Consider the following 16,488-nt stretch of genomic DNA (forward strand, 5'->3'; position numbering starts at 1 on the left):
TTAAAAAGGTTATGGGTTTATCACCTACTGAATTTCGTATGCATAAGAAATAACAAACATCTGACGAAAAATAATTTTCGTCAGATGTTTTTTGCATAAAAAAACATAGCTTTCACTTTTTTGGACAACCTAAGTTAGAAAAAATGGTATAGAGGTGATGGTTATGAATATCGAGAGGTCATCTGAATGGGAAGAGGGCTTCATCAATCGATTAAATCATCTTGAGAAATGGGATAGCTGGACATTATATAAGATGAATTATGACATTGTAAAAATGAAATTGATTCCTGAATTTACGGGATTACAGGCAACAAAATATTTACCCAATTTAAAGCCACTGACACATCAACTAGAGGCGGCTAAAACAGTGATTGAACGCATGAATGGAAAAGCAATTTTAGGTGATGAGGTGGGACTTGGTAAAACAATCGAAGCAGGTTTGATTTTAAAGGAATATCTTATTCGGGGACTTGTCAAAAGAGCACTTATACTAGCGCCAGCCTCTCTTATTAATCAATGGGTGGAAGAATTAAATAGTAAGTTTCATATTCCAGCCATCGCTTATAAAAAAAATTGTCCAATAGAGCGCTACGATGTACTTATTATGAGTATGGATACGGCGAAAAAAAGCCCACACAGAGAGCGTATATATGAGCAGGATTATGACATGATTATTATTGACGAGGCACATAAATTAAAAAATCATAAAACGAAAATATATGAATTTGTACAAAGCTTAAAGAAAAAGTTTTGTCTATTATTAACGGCTACACCTATTCAAAATGATGTTTTTGAATTATATTATCTTATTTCGTTATTAAAGCCTGGTCATCTAGGTAGCTATGAAACATTCCAATCTGCCTTCTCAGCTAGTAAGCATGATTTAGAGCATGATGATTATTTAAAAGAATTAGTGAATCAGGTGATGGTGAGAAATAGGAGGGAAGATACTGGCATCGAATGGACGCAACGTCAAGTTCAAATTGTGCCCATCCAATTTACGAAAGAAGAGAAGGAAGTTTATGATTTACTCGGAACGCTTCAAAATACGGGTTCGTTCACTTTAATTACATTGCAGAAAGAAATGTGTAGTAGCAAAGAGGCAACAGCTTTAACATTATCGAAAATGCTTGAAGAGCACTCGGAGTCATCAAAAATTAAAGATATTCTGGCAAAATTAATGGCTTTAGAAGTAAATACTAAGGCAGAAAAAACGCTAGAAATTATTGAAAAAGCACAGGGGAAAGTGATTATCTTTACAGAATATAGAGCATCTCAATTGTATTTGCAGTGGTATTTACATTCTAAGGGAATCACAAGCGTACTATTTAACGGGAAATTTAATAAAAGTAAACGTGATTATATGAAGCATTTATTTAAAGAGAGAGCGCAGGTTCTTATAGCGACAGAGGCAGGTGGCGAGGGAATAAACCTACAATTTTGTCATCATGTCATTAACTATGATTTGCCATGGAATCCTATGAAATTAGAGCAACGGATAGGCCGGGTCCATCGTTTGGGTCAGGAGCATGATGTGCATATTTATAATCTTGCTATCGAAAATACGATTGAAGAAAATATCTTAGCATTATTGCATACGAAAATTGATGTTTTTGAAAAGGTAGTGGGGGACTTAGATGCCATTTTAACAAACTTTAAAGAATCTGTCTGATGTAGGAGGAAAAGTTATGTATCCACAGCAAGTTCATAGTTACTTACGAGAGTTTTTTTCCGAAAATGATTGCACTATTTTGAGTGAAGATCGTCATTATCTTACTGTCCAATTAACAGTAGATATTGATAAAAAAATTATGAACAGACCTTTCTATTGGCAATATATAGAGGCGACAAATAGTGAGCCAAACCCTGCGCAAATTACATTTATTACAAATCAAACAACATCTTCTGCAAACTTATACGGTGAGGCCATTCATTTCGGTTCTCCAAGACTCAATCAGGTTTTTCAAGCGACAAGAGAGCTAGGAGCCTACGTGGAGATGTATGAGGTGGTAGATCCGACAATCGGGCAGGCTATCTTAACACCTTGGTTAGGAATAAATTATAAAGTATCTTATTGCTGTGATCGTACAAAGGAAATGCTCTACTCCTTTGGCATAAATCTCTTAACAGGGGTTATTAAAAAGAATTTCCAAGAAACCTTATGTAAAACGTCACTAGAAACAGCCCCGGGAGAAAATGTATTTCATGTTCAACATATTATTAAGCCAATTCGAGCATTGCAAAGACTAGAGGCAGCTATTAATGCCATCATTGAACAAGATGACCATTCATGGGCCTTAGAAGCAAAAAAAAGATGGCAGCGTGATCAACGTGTTCTAGATTACTTTTACGAGGATATAGATGACAAGCCAGAATGCTATGATATTGAAAAAAAAGCGTTAGAGGAACAATATGAGACAAAGATTAAAATAGACATTATTAATGGTGGGTTGTTTTATCTATACTAAGCAGGAGCTGTTCAAATAGAAAAGACAGCTCCTTGCTTTTTATTGTTCTTCCACCATGTTTTGTAGCTGTGCTAATTTATTATCCCAGAATAAATCAAAGTATTGTAACCAATCCTCAAGTTCCTTCAGCTTTTCAACATGCAATGTATAAATTTTTTCCCTGCCCTTTTTCTGTGCAGATACTAGCTCAGCTTGCTCTAAAATAGTTAAATGCTTAACAACAGCAGTACGACTGATCGCAAAATTTTCAGCAATTAATGAGATCGGTTTATTACGTAAGGCTAGCAGTTGTAGGATATGACGTCTTGTTGGATCAGCAATTGCTTGAAATACATCATATTTTACTGCAGGCTGCGTCATTGTGATTCCACAGTTTCCTTTAATTTTTGAGTAACAATCATTGTCCAACCACCATCCATAGTTTTACGAACAGCTTCAGCTGGTATATTCGCTTTCGGAATAATGTGTGATGCTTCCTTCCAGCCACCGTGTGTTAACGTAAATTCTGTTTGTTCACCGAGCTCTTTTAGCTCAAATGTTACAAACCAGCCATCTGTATCCCAAGCGAAACGTACAAAATTGGGAGCATTCACTTGCTCCACCTTACATGGCGAAGGACCAAAAGGAGATTGAATCGTAAATGGATGTCCTTCAATTGGCTTAAAATCATTTGGCATCAGCCACGTAGCTATCTTTTCAGCATCTGTAACTGACTCCCACACCTTTTCAATTGGTGCATTAAGTTTTATTACCTTCACAATATTGTCTAGCTTTTCAGTCATTTTCTCATAACTCCTTTTCAAAAATATAACCATAAGGTGTTATGAATATATAACACCTTATGGTTATATGTCAATTATTTTTAATATGATTCGCATTTTTCAAAAATAGATACTAGGTTAAATCAATTTTTCTTACTATTATGTAGATGATGTTTACGGTTTTCAAAGTTAACCTTACTTGCAAGTGTACTTTAGAGTGAAATGGGCGAAAACGGATTTAAATTCCTAAATGACCTTTTCTACAATATCGTCCTTATGGTAAAATTATTTTTATAATTTTCAGAAAAGGGTGGCTTGAAATGGTGAACATATCGGTCTTTTTGATAATGTGTATTTTACTAATTATTTTACCAGGTCCAGATACGGCAATTGCCACGAAAAATACACTTACCGTAAGTAGGAAGGGTGGCTTACAAACTTTACTTGGTTCCTGTTGTGGGCTGTTAATTCATACTTTTGCAGCGGTGATTGGACTGTCTGCCATTATTGTGAAGTCCGCCTATGTATTTGCCATTTTGAAGTATGTCGGAGCGGTGTATTTATGTTATTTAGGTGTCAAGACATTATGGACTTTACGGACAATCCGCACGCAATCTCCTGTAGTTCAAGATGAAACACAAATTGATCATAAATTTTCACAGCACTCTTGCTTTAAGCAAGGCTTTCTAACAAATGTTACCAACCCTAAGGTAGCCGTATTTTTCCTAACATTTTTACCTCAATTTGTAGATGGCACGAGCGGTACATTCATGCCGTTTCTTATAATGGGGCTAATATACACTGCTTTAACAGGGATTTGGTTTGTGTTCTATGTTTACTTGTTAGATAAAATTAGTGCATTTATGAAAAAGCCAACTACAAAGGCTGTTATCGAAGGTTTAACAGGCATTGTGTTAATTGGCTTTGGGATTAAACTAGCTTTGGAAAAAGCCCATTGATTATAATAAAAAGTCGATTTGCCACAAAAAAATGTGATGCAAATCGACTTTTTTAGTATTTCAGTAAAAAAGACTTTTAATCATCTACCTGGAGATTAATACCCTTGTTGTTCCAATAAATTTGCATAGCCTGACCAAGCCATATCTCTTCCTCAGGCGATAGGGGCGAGGGGAAGAGTTGTGTATCCTGCTCAAATTCAATATTTTCATCCTTTACATTTTCCACAAGCTCAATTGCATTAGGGTATAACTCTAGAGATAAATCAAAATACTGTTCCAAAAGCGCCTGAACATTCGGATTAGCCGGATCCTGACCATATGCTGCCTTCAATTGACTAAAAAGCTCAGCCATTTCCAGATTTAGCTCTTTAAGCTTTTCATCAGGGACTTTAAACATGTTTTCAACCATTTCTTTTGGAAAATAATTGGACATCCATTCTTTCTGTTCCTCTTCTTTATGCATATTATGAATAAGCATCATAAAGATATTTGCGTTCATAGTGCCTTGCTCGTCCATTATATATAAGGCATGATCTAGGGCACGAATGACTTGTTGAAGTTGTTCCTTTTTTTGGAGCATTTCTTGTTTTTGAAATTCAAGTGACTCTTTTAAATCCCATTCTTTTAAATGGATTAATGCATGGATTTTTTCCAATGGATAGCCTAAGAATTTCAAGGATACAATTTTTTGCAGTTGTATAATATTTTCATCTGAATAAAATCTTCTGCCAGTTGGAGAAATAAAGGATGGTTTTAATAAATCAATTTCATCGTAATAATGCAAAGTTCGAATGGTCATGCCTGTTTTTTTGGCAAATTCTCCAATTGAATATTGAGTGTACATTATTTTACCTCCCTATTACATGTTATGTTTATTGTAAAAGCTAACGTAACGTGAGAAGCAAACTATTTTTAGGATTTCCTTTTTAACGTTTATTCCAAATGGCTTCTTCCGTTTGCAATACTTCTCCTCCTTCGTATAAGGAAGCCTTATATAAAGGATTTGTGAAGTAAAGAGAGAATGTATTATTAAAAAGGGGAAATAGCTATATTTTTATAATAAATTGGAATAAATAGGGGGCTTAAATATGGAATTAAGAGATTTAAAAGCATTTATGGCAGTTGTTGAACATGGGAGTTTTACAAAGGCCGCAAGTGAATCCTTTGTTTCACAGCCTTCTTTAAGCAAAAGCATTAAAAAATTGGAGGAAACCCTGCGAGTAGAATTGTTAAATCGCTCTACACGCCATGTCGAATTAACTGACGCAGGAAGTATTGTTTATAAACAGGGTCAAAAAATAATGGGCTCTGTAATGGAATTACATATTTTATTGGACGATTTATTGAACATTCAGACGGGTGCAATTAAATTAGGTATCCCGCCATTAATTGGCACTCTATTTTTCCCAGACATCGCAAGAAATTTTCATATGCAATATCCAAAGGTGCGTCTAGAGCTTGTGGAACGTGGCGCTAAAATGATCGGAACACTCGTTGAAAATGGTGAAGTCGATATTGGAATTGTTGTATTGCCTACAGACGAACGGAAATTTTCCGTCCAACCCTTTGTAGAGGATCAATTTTTTGTATTTATTAATGATTCCCATCCATTAGCACTGAAGAAATATATTCAATTAGAGGATTTAAAAAATGAGACCTTCATTATCTTTACGGAGGAATTTACACTACATGATTATGTCATTAATACATGTAATACTGCTGGATTTACACCAATCATTGGCTATAAAAGCTCACAATGGGATTTAATTGTAGAGCTTGTATCCTCAAATTTAGGTATTACACTATTACCCTATTCAATTGCAGCTAAGCAAACAAATAACAACGTAAAAATTATACCTTTAAAAGATTTTGATATGCCATGGCGTTTAGGCGTTATTACAAAGAAGAATACATATCAATCTTTTGCATTAAAGCAATTACTGAATAGTATTAGTAGAGAAGTGGCAAGTAAAAAATGATTTATGCATTTTAGGAATAAGTAATATTCTAATTAATTCCTTTACTTATAAAATAGCAATAGGGTAGAATTTTTCTTAATAAACGAGCAATTTAAGGGGGTTTCGATTATGGGGAACGGGAAAGTGTGGAGTTCGTTTGAGGAAGCCGTTGCAGATATAAAAGATGGAGATACATTAGCAGTAGGAGGCTTTGGGTTATGTGGTATTCCTGAAAAATCTATAGCTGCTTTAGTGCAAAAGGGCATAAAGGACTTAACAGTTGTCAGCAATAACTGTGGCGTTGATAATTGGGGATTGGGGCTTTTACTAGCGAATAAACAAATAAATAAAATGATTGCATCCTATGTAGGCGAAAATAAAATTTTTGAACAGCAATTTTTAAGTGGTGAACTCGAAGTAGAATTAACACCACAAGGAACATTGGCGGAACGTTTGCGAGCTGGTGGGGCTGGAATTCCTGGCTTTTACACGGCTACCGGAGTGGGGACACCCATTGCTGAAGGAAAAGAAGTAAAAGTTTTTGATGGCAGGGAGTATATTTTAGAAAAAGGAATTACTGCTGATTTTGCACTTGTCAAAGCATGGAAGGCAGACAAGCTAGGGAATTTAGTGTTCAGGAAAACATCCCGTAATTTTAATCCACTAGCTGCAATGGCAGGGAAAATTACAATAGCAGAGGTAGAGGAAATCGTTGAAGTGGGAGAATTAGATCCGGATCATATTCATACACCTGGTGTGTTTGTACAACGCGTTTTATTAGGGGAAAATTATGAGAAGCGTATTGAGCGTTTGACGGTGAAAAAGGGGGAAGCTTAATGGCTGATACAAGACAAAGAATCGTCAATAGAGCTGTGAAAGAAATACAAAATGGGATGAATGTTAATTTAGGTATTGGTATGCCAACATTAGTTGCAAATGCTATTCCTGCTGATTATGATGTGCTTTTACAATCAGAAAACGGTTTACTTGGAATTGGTCCTTATCCAACGGAGGAAGCGGTTGATCCTGATTTAATAAATGCTGGGAAGGAAACAGTAACAGCTGTACCAGGTGCCTCTTTCTTTGATAGTGCGGAATCTTTTGCGATGATTCGAGGAGGGCATATTGATCTTGCTATTTTAGGCGGTATGGAAGTATCTGAGACAGGCGACCTTGCAAACTGGATGATTCCAGGGAAAATGGTCAAGGGCATGGGAGGTGCCATGGACCTTGTTGTCGGTGCGAAAAGGGTTATCGTGATCATGGAGCATGTTAATAAAAATGGAGAATCTAAAATTAAAAAGCAATGTGAGCTTCCGTTGACAGGTAAGGGGGTAGTACATCGATTAATTACAGATCTCGCTGTTTTCGACTTTACAACGGATGGCATGCAGCTTATCGAATTGGCTGAGGGTGTCACTATAGAGGAAGTAAAGGAAAAAACAGCTGCTTCATTCAGTATTGCATTATAATCAGTGTAACCAGTTCTTTTTAGGGCTGGTTATTTTAGTTTGATTTAGAAGAAGTACTAAAGCCCCGGGGGACATCACGGATTTTGAAGAGGAGCTTTTTGCGCGAACTCGAAAAACCCTGAAACGTAATCGATTATCCAAGGAGTGTTTTATTGATGGATGTCCTAGATGTAAAAGAGGAAATTATTCAGCGTTTTAAATGGAGAACTGCTACAGATAGACCTTTTATTGTAGCAATTGATGGATTAGGTGGGGCTGGCAAGTCTACTATAGCACATCACCTTGTAGAGGAGCTTCAATCTATATGTACTGTGACACTTATTCATATTGATAATCATATCGTAGAAAGATGTAAACGTTATGATACGGGCCATGAGGAATGGTTTGAATATTATTATTTACAATGGGATATTGAAAGCTTAATAAATAATCTATTTTTACCCTTACATAATCGTGCTTTACACCTTTCTCTTCCATTTTATAATCAGCATACAGATACAATTTGCGAAAGAGATATGAACATAGAAGCTAATAGTATTTTTATAATTGAAGGGATATTTCTTATGCGTCATGAGTGGAGGAGCTTTTATGATTATCGCTTGTATATAGACTGTCCCTCAACTATTAGAGAGGAAAGAGTATTACAACGAGATGTGTATATAGGTGATTTTATAACACGTCTGCATAAATATAAAAAAAGATATTGGCCGGCAGAGAAGTATTATTTAACGAAAGAAAATCCATTAGCTGTAGTAGATTCAGTTTATGAAGTTAAATCCACTATTTACTGAATTGAGCATGAATATGGGAATTTATAGAGTTTACGGAGCATTTAGAGGGAAGTCCATGTCTAGCACCAACCAAGGATAATCTACATGTACCTATATACAAGTATTGAAACAATACAGCAAATAGGAAATCATTTAATGCAAATGGGAGGAGTCGTAGGATGGAAAAAGAATCATGAATAAAGCTCCAATAGCTAGCGCCTAGTTTTATTGAACAGAAGGAATCTAATTAAATTATTAATGGCACGAGCTTATACATTCAGTGTAGGCTCGTTTTTCTTATGGAAATGCTACGAATACCCATTACGGTATATAATACAGTAAGACAATAATATGGAGGTTTCAGCATGAAGCGAATAATGACCAAAGAAGAGTGGAAAGATGTTTTACAGCTATCGAGCCATACGCCGTGCCTAGTGTTAAAATATAGCATGACTTGCTTTAGTAGCATATCGGCATTAAAAGAATTTAAAGCACTGGAAACTATGCTGCCGAAGTATGTAGTTATCGTACAAAAGGATAGGGAGGTATCAAAAATGATCGAGAAGGAACTTGAGGTGAGGCATGAATCCCCCCAGTTTTTAATTTTACAGGGAGGGAAGGGAGTTTGGCAGGCAACCCACTATAAGATAAAGCAATTACTTCTTTCTGAAGCCATTAGTATGTATGTTAAATAAATAAAGAAGATACTCTTCATTATACATAATAGGGTATCTTCTTTACTGAAAGCTATTTATTGCCCTAAGGCTTCATTTTGGTGATAGTGAGAGGCAATCGATTCTAAATTAAGTTGGGAATAGTTCGCCCAATTGACCTTTCTAAAATCTTCCTCGCTAAAATATATATTTAATACTTCGGTCATATCTTCAGCGCCGCCTGGTTCTGTTAACGGAGCAGACCAAATAATGGAAGGTGTTTTAACACTTTTTAATTTTGATAGCTCAGCAAATATTTTCGCAGAATCCTTTAACATTTGACTTTTTGAGCCCTGTTTTACATCATCATCTTGAATGGAAATTGTAACAATTCCCTTTGTATCTTCCACTGTAAATTTACTTTTGACAGTCGCACTCACTATATCTTCAATTGAAGTATTGCTATCAACCGCTGCTTCCTTAGGTGCCGTATTTTTTCCACACGCTGACAATAATAGTGTAGCAAGTAAAAACATATAAAATAACCTTTTCAATATCATAACCTCCCTTGTTACTACCATATATGCACAAAATGAAGGTTAATTATACAAGATGAAGGAAGTTTTTCTGCTTTTAGTTGAAGTAGTTGGACAAGTTTTTATACCTAAAAAGAGATGATAATTTTATTTCAAACGAATGCCCAAATTTGCCGCGTTATTATATCACACATTACAATTAACAGAGAACTATAAGCAGAGACGATGACAGGAATAACTTGTCATCGTTTTTTTAGGTTTTTGAAGAAAAACAAAGTTATATTGAGTTAAAAAATCAAAACCAGGCAGCATTTATTTTTCCTAAAAACTATTGAAATAGTAGTGGAAAAACTGTTATAGTGAAATTATTTGTCTGACGTCTGACTATTTCGTGTTAAGTTTGGTTGTTCTTAAATTTTCATATTTGGACATAATGAATGAAAGAATGACTTTGTAGTCGAACGCTCAAAATTAATATGGGGGAATTTATGAGATACTTAATGTCTTTTTGCGGTTTGCTGCTTGTTTTTGGTTTAGCTCTGTTAATGAGTAAAAACAAAAAGGAAATAAAATATAAAAATATATTGATGATGCTAATCATCCAATTTCTATTGGCAGCATTCCTTCTAAATACAAAATTTGGTTATATTTTAATAAAAGGAATAACAAAAGTATTTGATCATTTATTATCTTACGCAAATACAGGCATATCCTTTGTTTTTGGAGGTTTAGCGAATAAAGGAGAAACTCCATTCTTTCTTAGTGTTTTATTACCGATTATCTTTGTATCTGTATTGATAGGGATTTTACAACATTTTAAAATTCTACCTTTCTTCATGAAATGGATAGGGTTATTTTTAAGTAAATTAAATGGAATGGGGAAATTAGAATCTTATAATGCTGTTGCTTCTGCAATGGTTGGTCAATCTGAAGTGTTTATTACTGTAAAAAAACAATTAGATAAGCTGACCCCACAGCGAATGTATACATTGTGTGCATCAGCTATGTCGACCGTTTCTATGGCAGTTGTTGGAGCCTATATGACGATGATTGAACCTAAATATGTTGTAACAGCGATTGTGTTAAACTTGTTTGGCGGATTTATTATTGTTTCCATTATTAATCCATATAGTGTAAAGGAAAGCGAAGATATTTTAACGATTGAAGATGAACATAAACAATCTTTCTTTCAAATGCTTGGAGAATATATTATGGATGGATTTAAAGTAGCTATTATTGTTGGAGCTATGCTAATCGGCTTCGTAGCATTAATGGATATGATCAATTCACTATTTGATATCGTATTCGGTATATCTTTCCAAGGGATTTTAGGTTATATCTTTGCACCAATAGCCTTTCTCATGGGTGTACCATGGGCAGATGCCATTTCTGCTGGAGGAATTATGGCTACCAAATTAGTAACAAATGAATTTGTGGCCATGATAAGCCTTGGAGAAGTAGCCAAGTCTATGAGTGCGCATACAGTAGGTATTATTTCAGTTTTTCTTGTATCCTTTGCAAACTTTTCATCCATCGGTATTATTGCTGGAGCAGTTAAGGGCTTGAGTGAAAAGCAAGGCAATATCGTCGCTCGTTTTGGCTTAAAGCTGTTGTATGGAGCCACACTAGTTAGTATCTTAACAGCTACAATTGTTGGTTTTGTTATTTAGCTATTTGAACTGCACTCCATTTGATGATTTGGAGTGCAGTTTTTTTATGAATATAGGGTGTATTTTTGCAATTCGTGACGGCTGGGTAGAACAATATTTTCTTTTCGAAATTTTTTCTAAAATGATTAATGATAAAGTAATGTTACGGGGATATTGGTAAATTTCCCAGAAGTAAAAAGAGCATTCTTTAATAAATAACTAAAAAATAGTAGTTACCCATCCGATATCCACATAGACATAAATAGAATGGCAGTTTGAGAGGCTGACTGAGAAAGAAATTAAAAAGTCTTATATCAATGGGTGATGAACTTAATTTTTATTATCAAAATGATGAATATTGGATAGTCATATTCAAGATAAATCTTTTCTATCCAGAACAAAAGATTCTTATACTCAAGAGTTTTGTGGACACAAAGAGCTTTTTGAACATGCAACAATAGAGAGTAAAAAATCTCAGAAGTATATCCAGAATTGAGACAACTTAAATAAAAATTTAATCTACTTTGGAGAAGATCGAGTTTAACAAGCTTGGTCTTTTGTTGTGCTTGTAATTAGATGTGGGAGGATAAAGCACTTAAAGAAGTTCTGTGTCTAACTGGTTAAATGAAAAGGTTAGCCTTCCACAATCCAAAGTGTATGGTGAGTCATCGTTAGATAATTGGTTGGAATTTATAAACGGAAATGGTTATCCAAAGTGGTATAAGGTATGATTAAATGACAAGGTAGGCTTATTGAGGAGGAGTATAATGCGTTTTCTTTTTTGGCTAAGTGTTGTTATCTCAGGAATTGTAAGTATTGCTGGTTTTGCACTCACTAAAATAACTACTACTTCATTCGACCCCACAGGTGATAATTTTGTTGGAGGAAATGGAAACCCAGGCTTAATGTTTGTTATGCTTCCAATGTTAATTATTCTTTATTTTTTCTTCGCAATGATGTTTGTTTTTGAAAAGATACATGAACGTTTTTCAGTAAAAAGGAACCTATTTCAAGCCTTCTATTCAGGGGTGTTTGTGGTCATTTTAGGAATAACGATTTACCAAATTGTTTCGTTTCGAAATGAAATCAATCCATATTTTGAATATGAAATATCCTATTTAAATCCTTTTTCTAATCATTTATTTTTTAACTTCTGGACGTTTATGGCCTGCCTTTGTGTTTCAGGATTTTGCTCATTTTATTTAAAGAAAAGAATATGAAGAAATGCATTTAAACTAAAGACTACTCTTTGATGGGTGATTTTCTGTGCTCTTGATATGATCGACCTGAGCAGATTACGGGCTATCCCGAGCGAATATCAATTCGACCTGAGCGGATTATGGGCTATCCCGAGCGAATATCAATTCGACCTGAGCAGATTACGGGCTATCCCGAGCGAATATCAATTCGACCTGAGCAGATTACGGGCTATCCCGAGCGAATATCAATTCGACCTGAGCGGATTATGGGCTATCCCGAGCGAATATCAATTCGACCTGAGCAGATTACGGGCTATCCCGAGCGAATATCAATTCGACCTGAGCGGATTACGGGCTATCCCGAGCGAATATCCTTTTCACCCTGAGCAGTTTTCGGGTCATAAGATCATTAAATATTAGGATCTAAATATTTTTTGGGGTATTTACACAATCGCATGCATAAAAAGCACAGATTCATTATGTATGTTGTTATGGTACATCTAAAGTGCGGATTTATTTATATAGAAAATGGTGAGGAAAAGTGTCAGCAACATACATTTCACCTAAGTCCAATTAAAACTTGGTAGGCGTATTGACTGGCCACATTTCGAGATTATAACATCTTGGAAGATGCCTACAGGTTATAAGCTAGAGGGCAAATTAAATATACCTACTAATAGTAAAGGACAAGTACAATTAATTGTAAGACAGACCAAAGGGGAAGTAAAAGCAGTAAGTTGTTCTACTAAGATGGACAAACAATTCCCTGGAGATTCAAATTGTGAATAAGGAAAAATAAAATTATGAAATTAATAAGGAACTCTCTAATTTATTTTCTAATCGGAGCGATAATTATAAATATTTCTAAGTTTCTTTATAATAAAGACGATTATTATTTTGATAGTAAAGAAACTTTAATGTACAGTATTATTACAATGATGGTATTTTTAATAATGGATTACGTGAGAAATATAAGTAAGTCTCAAAGTAAATAATTTTGTTATATCTAAAAAAAGCCCAGATACGGTAGTGACCCCGTAAAGTTAGAGTTTTCATTGTGTAGCTAATTGGCTGGCTTGAGTTCGGTATTTTACCGAGCTCATGCCGGCCAATTTTTGTTTAATTCGCTCATTATTATAGTAATCGATATACTTCTCTATTATCTTCTTTAACGCTTCATAAGAGATTAATTCTTCTCCGTTATACATTTCTTGTTTAAGTAAGCCAAAAAAGTTCTCCATGGTCGCATTGTCTGCACAGGTTGCTTTACGAGACATACTTTGGAAAATCTTGAGAAGGGCTATTAAATCAATGGAGTGTTATTTATTTGGTGGAGTCCAGTACCTTTGGTTATATGAAAAGGATAGTCATTCAGAAATAAGTAGTAGACCAAAAATAGAAAACTGGCTTGAATGGTAGCGAAAGAGGAGATAATTAAATGGGGTAATTATTGAAATGAGTTAAATGATATTAAGGATTATTATGAATTTTAATCCCAACGCTTATTTTGACATAAAAAAATCACCCTTCAATAATGAAAGGTGATTCGCTCAAAAGCCTTGTGGCTGTAAGATTAAATTAAAAAGCCGCGTATGCCGTAGTTATTATAGAAAGTTTTAAACCACCACTCCTCAAATCTGATAATCACATAAACAAATATTATAAAATGTTGCCCAAATTGTTGTTATATTAAGGTTTATAAATTTTGAATAAATGTGGTTTGAAATATTTTAACTAATATTTGCAACAAATTTTGCAACAGTTTTGCAACAATTACTTTGATTTGGATTGAGGGGAGAAAAGCATTTCTAATTTATCAGCAGCTGCTCGATCAGCTGATTTGAAAGCATGTCCATAAGTATTCATAGTAATGGATATATCAGAATGACCTAATCGTTCAGAAATAATCTTAGCATGTACACCTTGAGCAATTAATATACTTGCAGAGGTATGCCTTAAATCGTGAAGCCTAATATATTTAAATTCATTTGCTATTAGAAATTTTCTCCACTTATTTGATGGACTAGAAGGGTGAAGATGGTGTCCTTTTTCATTACAAAAAACCCACTCATGTTCTTCTTCCTCCCAAATATCTGCATATTTTAATTTTTCTTTTACCCATTTTTTACGATAAACTTTTAGCTCATTCATCATACTGATTGGTAGTGTAACTACACGCTTAGATGATTTTGTTTTGGTTCTTTTAATATGTGGACCAGCTTTTGTTAATACAATTGTCTGTTTAATTTCAATTTGATTATTAACAAAATCAATGTTCTTCCATTCTAATCCTAACAATTCACCTCTACGTAAGCCAGCTGCAAGTGCTAACGTAAATATAATTCTCCAATGATCTGGTTCATTTTGAACTAGCTCCATCAATTGAGATATTTCCTCTTCGTCATAAACTTGCAACTCTTTTTGATCATATTCGGTATCTGCAGCTTTTGGCTTATCGACATTTTCCATAGGATTATCAGTAATGACTTTCCACTTCACAGCATATTTAAAAATACTTTGCAATGTTCGATAAATATCTTGTTTTGAATGAAATGATAATTCACCTGTTTTTCCATCTTTACGTTGTAAGTTATCTAATAGGTCTAGAATTATTAATTCATTTATTTTTATCATTTCCATATGTCCAATTACTGGAGTGATGTGATCGGTTAGTTTTCTCTGATGATTACCATAAGTAGTGCCAGCCAGTTTAGAGGCATATTTCTTTTCCCATTCACTTACAAAATCAGTAAAGTTCATTTTACTAGGGCGTACATAATTACCAGACAACACTTGATTTTTAAATTTTAAATATTCGCCTTTTAGATGTTCTTCCAACTGTTTAGGTGTGAATTTACCTTCTACAATATATGTCATTGTTTCCCTAGGATATTTTCCTCTAGCATCTTTTCCAAGGCTTACTGTAAAAAGATATGAATTTTCTCCTCGTTTCACGATATTTGCCATAATAACAACTCCTGTATTTTATTTTTTAAATCATAGAACATTTGTTCTTATTTAAAAAAATTATCAAATAAAAAATTCTAAATTTATATATATTTGCTTATTTTCAAAATAAATGTGCTTTTAGTAAAAGAAATTTGGTATAGTCTTAATAAGTCAGATGACTTATTTTAGGTCAGGTAGAGTAGAAAAAATCTACTCTTAAAAGCCATCTTCGATCCATTCATACAAATCATCCATTGTGCAATTAAGGATTGCAGAGATGTTTTTTGCTACTTTTAATGACATGACTCGATTATCTTGAATATAGTGTTGTATCTGTTGAGGCATTACATTTAATTTTTCAGCTAATTCTACCTGTGTCATATCATTTTTTAAGAGCAATTCTCGAAGATGGCATCTACCGACCTGATAAGTCAATTGATACCCTCATTTCTTACATAATTTTAATATTACAGAAAAGGTGGAACGCGGCATGAACAAAAAAGAGATAAAATTACTAATTGAGTTTATTAATTTGAAAAATAAAGCAATCAAGAAAGATGATAAAACCAGTAAATTAATGCTGCTTTTTGAAAAGCTCAACCGCAATTTCAATATTCCCTAATAATTGTTTGCGGCTATTCTCATCAAGTGTTTCAATATATTCCATCAACTGTTTTAAAAATAACATGTCGTTTATAGCAAGATTATCTTTTGAATCTAACAACGCATGATGTAAAGATTCAGAATTATCTCTTTCTGGAAACAAATCATCAACTTTAATATCCAATGCCTCAGCTAAAGCAAATAGAGCATCTTGAGATGGAGCGATAATGCCTTTTTCGTAATTTGAAATGGTATTATCGCTTTTACTGATTTTTACACCTAATTCTTTTTGAGTCATCTTTTTTTGTTTCCTAAAAAATTTAATTTTTTCTCCTACATATATAGCTAAATCTTTTTCTATTTTATCCATCATAATCCTCCGTTTTATATTAACAATATTTATCAAATTTTATTTTTAATACCTTTAATTTATCTTTATTTATAAAGAGTATACCATTAATATATTGTACTCAAAACAAAAAAATTCGTTATAAGTGAATTTTTTTGTTGA

General features: G+C 34.0%; 17 protein-coding genes and 1 pseudogene. 10 read left to right on the forward strand and 8 right to left on the reverse strand.

Translation table 11 applies throughout. From position 1 onward, the window contains the following. Positions 1-157: 157 nt before the first annotated feature. Both QNH24_RS01775 and QNH24_RS01780 read left to right on the forward strand, forming a co-directional pair. Positions 158-1,672, forward strand: a complete 1,515-nt coding sequence (locus tag QNH24_RS01775; protein WP_283870473.1) for a DEAD/DEAH box helicase — start codon at positions 158-160, stop codon at positions 1,670-1,672. Positions 1,673-1,688: 16 nt separating this feature from the next. Further along, positions 1,689-2,468 (forward strand): YqhG family protein, encoded by a 780-nt coding sequence (locus tag QNH24_RS01780; RefSeq protein ID WP_283870474.1) that lies wholly within the window; start codon positions 1,689-1,691, stop codon positions 2,466-2,468. Between the two features lie 39 nt (positions 2,469-2,507). On the opposite strand, the gene QNH24_RS01785 is transcribed toward QNH24_RS01780, so the two are convergent. After that, positions 2,508-2,828 carry an ArsR/SmtB family transcription factor gene (locus QNH24_RS01785; protein ID WP_283870475.1) on the reverse strand — a complete coding sequence of 107 codons (321 nt, stop codon included), beginning with the start codon at positions 2,826-2,828 and terminating at the stop codon, positions 2,508-2,510. Further along, positions 2,825-3,250, reverse strand: a complete 426-nt coding sequence (locus QNH24_RS01790; RefSeq protein ID WP_283870476.1) for an SRPBCC family protein — start codon at positions 3,248-3,250, stop codon at positions 2,825-2,827. Before QNH24_RS01790 ends, QNH24_RS01785 begins: the two co-directional genes overlap by 4 nt. A 299-nt stretch (positions 3,251-3,549) precedes the next feature. On the opposite strand from QNH24_RS01790, the gene QNH24_RS01795 reads away from it, so the two are divergent. Further along, on the forward strand, positions 3,550-4,188 hold the full coding sequence (locus tag QNH24_RS01795) for a LysE family translocator (RefSeq protein ID WP_283870477.1): 639 nt from the start codon (positions 3,550-3,552) through the stop codon (positions 4,186-4,188). A 76-nt stretch (positions 4,189-4,264) separates the two neighbouring features. Here the strand turns inward: QNH24_RS01795 and QNH24_RS01800 are convergent, their stop codons facing one another. After that, complete coding sequence (locus tag QNH24_RS01800; protein WP_283870478.1) at positions 4,265-5,032, reverse strand: MerR family transcriptional regulator; 768 nt, start codon at positions 5,030-5,032, stop codon at positions 4,265-4,267. 244 nt (positions 5,033-5,276) lie between these two features. Between QNH24_RS01800 and QNH24_RS01805 the strand changes: the two genes are divergently transcribed. The 5 genes from QNH24_RS01805 to ytxJ all read left to right on the forward strand — a co-directional run bounded on the left by QNH24_RS01805 (position 5,277) and on the right by ytxJ (position 9,083). Then, on the forward strand, positions 5,277-6,167 hold the full coding sequence (locus tag QNH24_RS01805) for a LysR family transcriptional regulator (protein ID WP_283870479.1): 891 nt from the start codon (positions 5,277-5,279) through the stop codon (positions 6,165-6,167). A 108-nt stretch (positions 6,168-6,275) separates the two neighbouring features. Beyond that, the gene (locus tag QNH24_RS01810) at positions 6,276-6,983 is read left to right on the forward strand and encodes a CoA transferase subunit A (protein WP_283870480.1); all 708 of its coding nucleotides are present in this window, start codon (positions 6,276-6,278) and stop codon (positions 6,981-6,983) included. After that, positions 6,983-7,618 (forward strand): 3-oxoacid CoA-transferase subunit B, encoded by a 636-nt coding sequence (locus tag QNH24_RS01815; protein ID WP_054771581.1) that lies wholly within the window; start codon positions 6,983-6,985, stop codon positions 7,616-7,618. The genes QNH24_RS01810 and QNH24_RS01815 overlap by 1 nt, the downstream gene beginning before the upstream one ends. Positions 7,619-7,773: 155 nt before the next feature. Next, positions 7,774-8,409, forward strand: a complete 636-nt coding sequence (locus QNH24_RS01820) for a nucleoside/nucleotide kinase family protein (RefSeq protein ID WP_283870481.1) — start codon at positions 7,774-7,776, stop codon at positions 8,407-8,409. Between the two features lie 344 nt (positions 8,410-8,753). Beyond that, on the forward strand, positions 8,754-9,083 hold the full coding sequence (ytxJ, locus tag QNH24_RS01825; protein ID WP_283870482.1) for a bacillithiol system redox-active protein YtxJ: 330 nt from the start codon (positions 8,754-8,756) through the stop codon (positions 9,081-9,083). A 56-nt stretch (positions 9,084-9,139) separates the two neighbouring features. Here the strand turns inward: ytxJ and QNH24_RS01830 are convergent, their stop codons facing one another. After that, complete coding sequence (locus tag QNH24_RS01830) at positions 9,140-9,601, reverse strand: hypothetical protein (protein ID WP_283870483.1); 462 nt, start codon at positions 9,599-9,601, stop codon at positions 9,140-9,142. A gap of 464 nt (positions 9,602-10,065) precedes the next feature. On the opposite strand from QNH24_RS01830, the gene QNH24_RS01835 reads away from it, so the two are divergent. After that, positions 10,066-11,247 carry a NupC/NupG family nucleoside CNT transporter gene (locus QNH24_RS01835; RefSeq protein ID WP_283870484.1) on the forward strand — a complete coding sequence of 394 codons (1,182 nt, stop codon included), beginning with the start codon at positions 10,066-10,068 and terminating at the stop codon, positions 11,245-11,247. 746 nt (positions 11,248-11,993) lie between these two features. Further along, entirely contained in the window at positions 11,994-12,446 is a 453-nt protein-coding gene (locus tag QNH24_RS01840; RefSeq protein ID WP_283870485.1) for a hypothetical protein, read from the forward strand. Between the two features lie 1,031 nt (positions 12,447-13,477). Here QNH24_RS01840 and QNH24_RS01845 read toward each other — a convergent pair. From QNH24_RS01845 to QNH24_RS01860, 4 genes and pseudogenes are all read right to left on the reverse strand, one after another. Further along, a pseudogene (locus tag QNH24_RS01845) lies at positions 13,478-13,717 on the reverse strand (IS3 family transposase); the annotation flags it as partial. 481 nt (positions 13,718-14,198) lie between these two features. After that, positions 14,199-15,392 carry a tyrosine-type recombinase/integrase gene (locus QNH24_RS01850; protein ID WP_283870487.1) on the reverse strand — a complete coding sequence of 398 codons (1,194 nt, stop codon included), beginning with the start codon at positions 15,390-15,392 and terminating at the stop codon, positions 14,199-14,201. A 198-nt stretch (positions 15,393-15,590) separates the two neighbouring features. Then, positions 15,591-15,809, reverse strand: coding sequence for a helix-turn-helix transcriptional regulator (locus tag QNH24_RS01855; RefSeq protein ID WP_283870488.1), 219 nt, complete (start codon positions 15,807-15,809; stop codon positions 15,591-15,593). Between the two features lie 139 nt (positions 15,810-15,948). Continuing rightward, positions 15,949-16,347: a helix-turn-helix domain-containing protein gene (locus QNH24_RS01860; protein ID WP_283870489.1), complete on the reverse strand. Its 399-nt coding sequence runs from the start codon at positions 16,345-16,347 to the stop codon at positions 15,949-15,951. Positions 16,348-16,488 lie beyond the last annotated feature (141 nt).

Origin of the sequence: Lysinibacillus pakistanensis (assembly GCF_030123245.1) — a bacterium.
Lineage (GTDB): Bacteria > Bacillota > Bacilli > Bacillales_A > Planococcaceae > Lysinibacillus > Lysinibacillus pakistanensis.

What these genes read in the sequence shown, in the direction of transcription:
- QNH24_RS01785 (WP_283870475.1), bottom strand. Translation starts at nt 2,828, where the DNA reads ATGACGCAGCCTGCAGTAAAATATGATGTATTTCAAGCAATTGCTGAT.
- QNH24_RS01815 (WP_054771581.1), top strand. Translation starts at nt 6,983, where the DNA reads ATGGCTGATACAAGACAAAGAATCGTCAATAGAGCTGTGAAAGAAATA.
- QNH24_RS01795 (WP_283870477.1), top strand. Translation starts at nt 3,550, where the DNA reads ATGGTGAACATATCGGTCTTTTTGATAATGTGTATTTTACTAATTATT.
- QNH24_RS01835 (WP_283870484.1), top strand. Translation starts at nt 10,066, where the DNA reads ATGAGATACTTAATGTCTTTTTGCGGTTTGCTGCTTGTTTTTGGTTTA.
- ytxJ (WP_283870482.1), top strand. Translation starts at nt 8,754, where the DNA reads ATGAAGCGAATAATGACCAAAGAAGAGTGGAAAGATGTTTTACAGCTA.
- QNH24_RS01820 (WP_283870481.1), top strand. Translation starts at nt 7,774, where the DNA reads ATGGATGTCCTAGATGTAAAAGAGGAAATTATTCAGCGTTTTAAATGG.
- QNH24_RS01850 (WP_283870487.1), bottom strand. Translation starts at nt 15,392, where the DNA reads ATGGCAAATATCGTGAAACGAGGAGAAAATTCATATCTTTTTACAGTA.
- QNH24_RS01860 (WP_283870489.1), bottom strand. Translation starts at nt 16,347, where the DNA reads ATGGATAAAATAGAAAAAGATTTAGCTATATATGTAGGAGAAAAAATT.
- QNH24_RS01810 (WP_283870480.1), top strand. Translation starts at nt 6,276, where the DNA reads ATGGGGAACGGGAAAGTGTGGAGTTCGTTTGAGGAAGCCGTTGCAGAT.
- QNH24_RS01775 (WP_283870473.1), top strand. Translation starts at nt 158, where the DNA reads ATGGTTATGAATATCGAGAGGTCATCTGAATGGGAAGAGGGCTTCATC.
- QNH24_RS01780 (WP_283870474.1), top strand. Translation starts at nt 1,689, where the DNA reads ATGTATCCACAGCAAGTTCATAGTTACTTACGAGAGTTTTTTTCCGAA.
- QNH24_RS01790 (WP_283870476.1), bottom strand. Translation starts at nt 3,250, where the DNA reads ATGACTGAAAAGCTAGACAATATTGTGAAGGTAATAAAACTTAATGCA.
- QNH24_RS01805 (WP_283870479.1), top strand. Translation starts at nt 5,277, where the DNA reads ATGGAATTAAGAGATTTAAAAGCATTTATGGCAGTTGTTGAACATGGG.
- QNH24_RS01800 (WP_283870478.1), bottom strand. Translation starts at nt 5,032, where the DNA reads ATGTACACTCAATATTCAATTGGAGAATTTGCCAAAAAAACAGGCATG.
- QNH24_RS01840 (WP_283870485.1), top strand. Translation starts at nt 11,994, where the DNA reads ATGCGTTTTCTTTTTTGGCTAAGTGTTGTTATCTCAGGAATTGTAAGT.
- QNH24_RS01830 (WP_283870483.1), bottom strand. Translation starts at nt 9,601, where the DNA reads ATGATATTGAAAAGGTTATTTTATATGTTTTTACTTGCTACACTATTA.